Genomic DNA, 8,378 nt, shown 5'->3' on the forward strand with positions numbered 1-8,378 from the left:
TCTTACGGAGTTTTTGTTAAGTTGCGTAAAGAAAATCTATCTCTAACCCTAGCTTTCACGTAATTATTTATTTTTTCTATATTTATGTTTAATATTTTGCAACATTGACAAACCGAGCCAGTCAGCACACAATAAATCGACTAGCCTTTGCCGTCTATTCCATCTTGAACATCGACTGTATAAAACTATTCAGTTGCTAGCACAGGTGGTTTGACAACTAAAGAATGGGGTGAAACAGGACAACTACTGCATCACCTCTGGCTTATTGTCCCTATTGATTTACTTTTTCAGAAGCTTTGATCGCATGAACTCAACCCAAAACATCTTGACTAATCTTCCTGAAACACTACATCAGTCTTTAAATAGCTATCTAGAACAGCATCCTGATTGGGATGAACATCGCCTTATTACCGCAGCTATCTCACTGTTTCTGTTGCAAAATGCTGATGGAGATCGCCGTGTTTCCCAGGTTTATCTAGAAGCTCTGTTTCGCCGTGGCTAATTTACAACATACCTGAATCTGCTATTCCCTAAAAGTCATACTAAACAAAAGCTAAATTAAACGATACACTCAGAAAGATTTCTTGAGTCAGGATTAATGGCAAGCGAATCTGAGACAAAACCTAAAATATCTACTGCTGAATTACTGACACTTTCAGATGAGACACAAACTCAAGGGATCGCTGAATCAGTGGAAAATGCCCTAGATAGTGACGAAATTTTAAATTCACTCAAAACCTTACTTAGCACTTTAGAAAAGCTACAAAAAGTCCGCCTTGAAGCTGGTGATATTAAACTTGTGATTGAGCAGATGCTTGATGGCGAAATCGTCAGAGGTGAAGAAATTGAAAAAGCCAAAACTGGTGCCAGCACGCTTAATCGCCTAGTTCGTGCTTATAGTGACCACCAAGCTGCACTATTTAAATCACAACCTGCTCGTACTTTACTTGATCTTGTACTCAACTCCAATCCAGCTAATTAAAACTCGCTTTCATTTGTTTGTAAAAGATACAATCAAACCATCATTCACTTTTTTAAACTCGAAAACTGAGTTTTCAATTTAAAAAGCCCTGTAAAAATCCAGGGCTCTGTTTTATATTGCAGTTTATTAAATGCCAGCTTAAAATCTTTGCCAGCGCTTTCTATACACATAATTATCGCTCAATCGCTTGGGTAAAAATAGCGCATAACTACCCAATTTCTACCCATCTTACTTGGGTATTCCCTTAATAATTTTTTTAGACTTACACATACCTTTACCGAGAAATCACTGGTCTTCAGATTTTGAATTTTGCAATTGCCTTACAGCTTTAGCTTAATTTGGGAAGATCATTCCAATCCCAAATCAAAATTGTATCTGAAATTCACATAAGTGATTTCTTGGTGAAGTTTTTGATTATACGTAAATACCTTAAAAAACTTATGTTTATAATAGTATGACCGCAAGGCAAGTATGAATCGAGTTAATAATTGTTATTTATCAACCATTGCTAGAGTGCAATGTCCGTTTAATTTCTCAACTTTTAAAAATCCGAACAAGTTATGAATAAAAAATGGGCTATCAAACGAATCACAATAAATCTCGCATCAACTGAGAGTGAAAAGCTTGAACGCTATTGTGCAATCACAGGCAGACCAGCAACTGATGTCATTCGAGAGTTGATTCGCTCTCTTGAAGTAACTCATCTTCAAGAGAGCAAACATCCTGCACCCATGAAGCCTAGCTCTGTTACTCATGAATCACAGCCAGTTGGTATAGGTTAGAGATAGAGCAATGTTTTTGAGATTCTAAATTAAGTTTTGATTTTTGGCTTTGACTCGTTGAAAAGCCTATAAATACGTATTTTTATTGAACGAGGCAGGAGGCAGAAGGTCAACAACAGAGGATTCTGGCAATAACAGTAATTGTAGACTGCTAAATCTACGATTTAGCGGGGATCTTAAACCCAAGTTACCAAGGCAAAAAGGCAAAATTCAAAACTTATTCTTTCCTCCAGCAAGAACTGCCCTCTGCCTTCTGCCTTGCCGGAGGCAGATAAACCTATCTTTGTAAGTCTATTTGTTGTGTTTGAGCTTTAACCAATATTTTATCAATTTGAGTATTAACATCCTCAAAAGTTTGCAATATCTGTGGAGTTAGTTTGTTAGTCTGCACCTGACCAGATTGCAAGTTTAAAATTACCTCCCCATTTTTCTGCGAAATAGTTAAATCCCTCTGCTGGGTATTGAAAGCCAAGTCATAAATCTTTCCTTTAACTTGAGTACTATTTTCATCAGACTTACCCCAGACCATGCCAATCCTTTGAGCAATTTGAGTCAGCCGACTGATTCTTTCAAGCTCAAATGTATCTTGATTCATTACTGTCAACGCTTCGGCTGATAATTGTTCACCAGCTTTAAACCCATTAGCCACTTCCACAATGCACTTTTTGTAATTTTCCGACTTCCCTAACTTATCTGCGGCATTATACCAATTTCTCAAATCATCAATAGTAACTGATTGAGATTGGACTTCTTGGTTGGGTGCGGCTCTGTTTTGTGGTTCAGGAAACTGGACTATTTTCCCGTCCACATAATCCCCCAATGGCTCTAGATGTAGTCCCCACACCTGCTGTTTTTCGGTGAATAATTCTGGTAATGCTTTGGGTGAGTGCTTTTCCATGTCAGCCCATTGCTGTTGATAAACGGGGTCAGCAATCATATTAGGTGTGATTTGATACTGCTTACCCACTCGAAAGGCGACTTGCTTATCAATGCCTGTCGCCAGAGCTATATCGCCTTCCTTAAACCCATACTGTTTGTATGGTTGATAAGCTCTGGTGGTATGAGTTCGACCATATCCTCTCATCGCATCAATGCAAGTATCCACGGGTAAAACATTGGTGTCACCATGCATCATTAATGGGTAGTTCATGGGAATCGGTTTGCCTTTGATGCTTGAAGGGGTGACATTTTGAACATCTTGGGGTGAAGTGGAATGTCGGCTTTGCAAAGGCGGGGATTGCGCTGCTTGTTCTGGTGGTTTCAAAAACTGCGGTCGTGTAGCGAGGGAATTAACTCTTTGTTGATAGTCACTATCCGATTCAATAATTGCCCCAAATTTCTTGGTCATGTTCTCCAAAGTTTTGGGGGGAATTGAACTGCTGACCAAGTTAAATACCGCTAAACCTTTCTTAGTTTCCCTAATAACATCTTCTATTGGTACTTGCTGACATTCAACATTTTGCGAAGTTAGCCATTTAGTCACAGTCTCAGCTTTCTGATTGTCAACAGCCAAGCCCATGACTCCAAGTTTTTTGTTTTCTTGGGTAGAAAATAAGAAAGTTGGACGCTCTTTAATATGATGTAGAATTTTTGCACTACTCTCAATCATCTCCTGTTGTTGGAGGTTAACCGATTGAGTCCCAAAAGCCTGAAATTCCTTTGTCCAAATAGTAGGATATTCAACGGTATTAGGGTCAATTTGAGCGCAAATAACAGAAAAATTACTTTGAACGATAGCGGGTGCAAGTGTAAGTTGTCCGCTTTTGAGCAGTCCAAGCTGTCTGAGTGCGTCTTTGTCTTTTTTGAAATGTAATACCCCCAAGGGTTCACCATTCAAAAATGCAGCATCTCTAGTTTTAGAAGCTGAGGTTTCGATAGTCAGTTTTCGGTAATCATGATCGTTGAATGTCTTACCAGAAAAATCATAAAAGTTGATTTTGTTGATTTTGAGGAGATTACCATTTGGGGACTCACCTAGCACAAAAGCTTGATCTCCAGCTTCGGAGATAGAGGTAAGTTTTAATTTGAGGGGATTACCATTTTTGAGATAATTAATTTCTTTTAACTGTTGGGTGGAATCACTGTCTAACTCCCCCAAAGTTTTGCCATCAAGTTTGATTTTTACTGTTTTGTCAGTCACCGGCACAGTGCCAAATTCTAAGTTGACCGGTTCGGCGTTAAAAACAAGTCCTGCATAAGAGAAGTTCTTGAGTTCACGGATAGTAATTTCAATCGGCTCGTTTCCTGGTAGTCCAATAGTTGCTTTGGCAGTAGCAGGTTCTACCCCAATGAAATTAGCTTGCGCCTTTGTGCCAATTGGTAACATTCCAGCCCTGGTTTCGAGCATGGCGAATTCCTTATATTCGCCGTCACTATCCTGGACAAACATTAGCCTGGAAACGTGGCGCTCATGCCCGACTGGATGGTGAGAAGCTCTGATCTCTATAGGATGTTTTTCATGAGCGTTCCAGTCTCGACCTAAAAATTGATTCGCTTCATTATTCAGTGTGACTAACTTTGGTTCGGTAAATTGCAGTTGCTCCAGGCGGGAGATAATTTCATTGGGGAAAGCAGCAAAGGCGAAGTTAGAAACTTTTTTAGCGATCGCTTGGGGGTTTGCGTTTTCTTTTCTTGCAACTTCGAGTTCATCTTGGCGAGATGCACAGATGTTCCAAGCGGCGGCGGCAGATGCAAGTTTTTCTGACTCTGGGATAGAGGCATAAAATGCTTCAGCCGCTTCATTTGCCAAGGCAAAGAGTAGTTTAGTTTGGCTTCTAGTAAGTTCTGGTTTTAGTTCTAATAGTTTAGCTCCCTGCATGGCCATCCCCGCCTTGAGGTTGTGGTCAGTCACAGATTGTTGGCTAACTGTCCCCAGGTTGCGGTAAACGGGTTTTCCATCTGACCCAACCTCACCATCTATCTGTGCAACTGCTAATAATTTATGGGGGCGTTCACTGTTTGTAAATTTAATTTCATCTAGGCGAATATTCAACATCTGGGCTTTCCAGATTAGGGGATGCCCGTAACGGGTGAGATTGGTAATTTCGAGTTGCGTTCCTGAATCCGTTTGAACAACTGCGCTAGGGCCAGACTCTGTTTCTCGCCACCTTGAGACACGAACCGCAGCATTGAACTTCAGATCAAACTCGTATTTGGCGGCGATCGCTGCAAATTTTTGCTGTGGTGTAAATTGTACTCCTTGGAACAAATCTTTAAACTGGACGATGGGACGCGATTCTAACTGTGATTCTTGGAAATATTTATTAGTTTGGCTAATCAATAATTCTACTGGTGAGTAGCCTTTTGGTGTTATATCTGTGTTTAAATAAACTGAACGAGATTTTTTATCTTTAATATAGTTAACATCACGATACAAGTAGCGATTGTTTTCCCTGATTTTATCCATTTCAGGTTTTTTAGCACTTTTGAATAAATCAACTGCTATTTGGTTTTGATAACATCCTTCTTCAATCATGCTCCGGTACATTTGACGGTTAATGTCCATTGCTTGCTGGATAATTTCGTGAGTTCTTTGACAATGAGCAAGTTCAACAACCCCTTGCATATAAGGCTTGTATTCTTCTCGAATTAACTTTGGATCTTTCTGGCGTTCTTGCTCAAACAGGGTTTCGTAATGCTTAGAAACTTGGTCTAGATAATTTGATTTCTGCTCAAAAGTACCGTAAGTCTTTAGTACCTCAATTTCCGATTCTAATGCTTCCAGTGCTGTCACTTGATTGTTGATTATGCCCACGCTGATGCTATCGCTCATGTGAATAGCGATTTTTTCAAAAGGGGGCTGACTTCCATCGGTGGGATCATAGAATGATTGTTTTTTGAGCTTAACTGTGGGCGAATAGGCGTTTTGGGGAAGATTCCTTCGCTCTGCCTCTGCTGTTAAATTGGGATATAAGCTAGCTCTTGCCACACCAATGCAGTCACCGTCAAAATCTCGTGCTTGGCGTTCTGATTCGGTTTCGGCTGGATCGATAAAATCAACATCGATTAAGAGCGCTTCTAACTGTGCAATTCTTTGCTGTATACGCTTGTGGTCTTCGTCACTAACTACGATTACACCTTTGAGGTCTTTACCATCTGGGCCGAGCCGATCTTCAACGTGCTTGTTAGCAGACACACACAATCCGTTAGAATTCAGAAAAGGAGAACGGAAGTTAAGAATTTTTTCTTCATTCTTTTCCCATGAAACACAAATTTCACCATTTTTGAGTTCCTTGGATGGAATAATCATCCCTCGGTCAAAAGTAAGCGTTTTCCCCAGAGCGATATCTCGCCATTGGCTCTGTACAAACCGACTTAATTCCTGTTTAACTTTTTCCGTTTCTAATAACTGCTGATGACCCAACAAGTCAGCTTTGATGAGCTTGTACATGAACAAGTCATCTTTAGTACCCTCGTCATCTAATTCTTCATCTGCATCTAAGTCATCATTTGTCCCTAAGTTTTTAACATCTGCTTCAAGGCTAGTAAGTTCTCCTATTTTTAATTTACTTTGGTTCAATGATTCTTTGCGTTTTTCATATTTTTCACAATAGTCAGCAGCAACTATTCTTGGGTCATCTTGAATAGAGGCTAGTTTTTCAGCTTGTAGCTCTAATTCTTCGGCAAAATCTTTAATTCCTTGGGGGAAAGATGCTAAGAGTTGAGAGATAGACATTTGACCTTGCTGTGATTGTCCTTTTTCAGCCAACCAAATATTTTGCTGATATAATCCTGGCTTAATCTGTGGTTTAGTCGCCCTTGTTGGTCTGTCCTTATCTGTTCCCTTAAAACTACTTATGGGGAGAATTATATCTATTTTTGGTTTATTTTTAGGATCTGCATATTTGATTTTATCAAGCTTGTATGGTCGCAGTGTCCCTTTTCCAAAACGATATTTAGTAGTATCTTCTCCGTCTCCTTCTACCCAACCAAATCGATGCTGAATAACACGGTAGCTTTTATCTTGCTGTGATTGTCTTAAAGTTAGCTTGTCATAAAGTTGGGTTGAAATTTGTCCATAACAGTCACCAACTAGTTTATATGCTAAATCATTTGATAATATTCCTCCGTTTTCACCCCTGTTTTCAGTAGAATCATCTACTACCAAAATGTTTAGCTTTTCGTGAATCGCATTTTTACAAGTCCCCAGGAAGATGGAACCATAAGCACCCCTGTCTTTACTGTCTGGACAAATTTTTTGAATCGTTTCTAAACATTCTTTTTCTCCATAAAGTAAGCGGGTCTTAGAAGATAATAATAAAATGTGTCCATCTGGATGATTCCTTAAATTCTCGTCTGTACTGTATTCATCTGAGTGCCCAAAGGAAAACTCTTTGTTAGGGAAATATGATTCTAGTAAAGTATTACTGAGCTTTTCAGTTAAAATTGATTGAGGACTAGTCTGATTATCATCTACATAAATCCATTGATTTAGCCTGGGGTCGAAATGCTTGAATTCTAGAGTCATAAAATTGGCATTTTGATGAACATTAATTAAATTTTTGAGAGGTTGTTATGTCGAGAATAAAGCGTTGGGTAAATATGAATAAAAGAGAATTCAACTCAGATGGAAGTTTGAAGGATGAAGCCCGACAACAAATGTTGGCTACAGGAATGAGTAACGAAGCAATTAATGACTATGCTCTCTCGTTGAAAGAAGAATACGACGAATGGAAGCACCTGGATGAGACTGACCCAGAGCCGTGGCCAATCTACACAGCCTACGATTTCTTCACTGAACAAGAGAAAAAGGAATTTAACCGTGATGGTTCTCTCAGACCTGAATATGTAGAATACGCTCGTAAAATTGGCATCAGTGAAAGTGCTTTGGAACACCAAGAGTGGCGTAAGAGAAACGAAGTCGAGAATTATGATGCTGTATCTGCCGAACATGCAGAACAAGGCATTAACTTTGGTGAAGAACGGATGAAAGAAAGGATTGAAGACAGCAGAACATACGCTCAACGCCGCCGCCAAATGGAACAGGACTTGCGGAACTTTGAGCCGGAAGATAGCTTGCCTTTTGATAAAAACACCTTCTATTAAAGTAGGTGAGATTACGCCGTAACCCCGCTTTATCCATCAAGTACAGTGATTTTATCTGAATATATGAAAAAAAGCGATCGCCTACAACAGGCATGGAAGTAAATATTCATAAACTGCCTTTTTACTTTGCTCAGTAAGTGCAGTGCAGTCAATAAATATACCGCACTGTGACTAGATTTATTTATGATGTTTTTTCCCGTGTGGTGGGGTGTTTTTTGATAATTGTTTGCCCTGAAATAATTCAGACGAAGAACTACTAGATATTGATGAAGTAGCTATTTTATACATGGCAAAACAGCAAGGAATAGCGACTAAAAAAATTAACATAGCCTGACTAATTATTTGCCAGTAGTTGAAAGTCATTTTAAAATGAACTTGCCTAAAGAAAACAGACTCTAACTTTTGGTGAGTCGTGCGATTTTTCAAGTACTCTAAAACTTGCAGACATTGAGAGATATCTTCGCCTTGGTGTACTTTTTGGCACAGCAGAATTTCTAAGCGTTCAACGCGACGTTCAGAAGTTGATAAATTAATATCATCCCAATCGTCCCAAAGTTTGGTTTGTTGTA

At 39.3% G+C, this 8,378-nt stretch carries 6 protein-coding genes; 4 read left to right on the forward strand and 2 right to left on the reverse strand.

Annotated elements, in window-relative coordinates:
• Positions 1–304: 304 nt before the first annotated feature.
• From GNF10_RS32890 to GNF10_RS39060, 3 genes are all read left to right on the forward strand, one after another.
• A complete protein-coding gene (locus GNF10_RS32890) occupies positions 305–502 on the forward strand; it encodes a DUF2811 domain-containing protein (RefSeq protein WP_069074080.1) in 198 nt (65 codons plus the stop codon).
• Between the two features lie 96 nt (positions 503–598).
• Positions 599–982: a hypothetical protein gene (locus GNF10_RS32895; RefSeq protein WP_185592882.1), complete on the forward strand. Its 384-nt coding sequence runs from the start codon at positions 599–601 to the stop codon at positions 980–982.
• Between the two features lie 560 nt (positions 983–1,542).
• Positions 1,543–1,764 (forward strand): CopG family transcriptional regulator, encoded by a 222-nt coding sequence (locus GNF10_RS39060; protein WP_228058556.1) that lies wholly within the window; start codon positions 1,543–1,545, stop codon positions 1,762–1,764.
• Positions 1,765–2,041: 277 nt separating this feature from the next.
• Here GNF10_RS39060 and GNF10_RS32905 read toward each other — a convergent pair whose 3' ends face one another.
• Positions 2,042–7,231: a hypothetical protein gene (locus GNF10_RS32905; protein ID WP_185584732.1), complete on the reverse strand. Its 5,190-nt coding sequence runs from the start codon at positions 7,229–7,231 to the stop codon at positions 2,042–2,044.
• 47 nt (positions 7,232–7,278) lie between these two features.
• On the opposite strand from GNF10_RS32905, the gene GNF10_RS32910 reads away from it, so the two are divergent.
• Positions 7,279–7,809, forward strand: a complete 531-nt coding sequence (locus tag GNF10_RS32910) for a hypothetical protein (RefSeq protein ID WP_260446073.1) — start codon at positions 7,279–7,281, stop codon at positions 7,807–7,809.
• Positions 7,810–7,986: 177 nt separating this feature from the next.
• On the opposite strand, the gene GNF10_RS32915 is transcribed toward GNF10_RS32910, so the two are convergent.
• A partial coding sequence (locus tag GNF10_RS32915) for a hypothetical protein (protein ID WP_185607370.1) occupies positions 7,987–8,378 on the reverse strand: 392 nt, incomplete at its 5' end.

This window comes from Nostoc sp. UCD121, from assembly GCF_014222285.1.
GTDB lineage: Bacteria > Cyanobacteriota > Cyanobacteriia > Cyanobacteriales > Nostocaceae > Nostoc.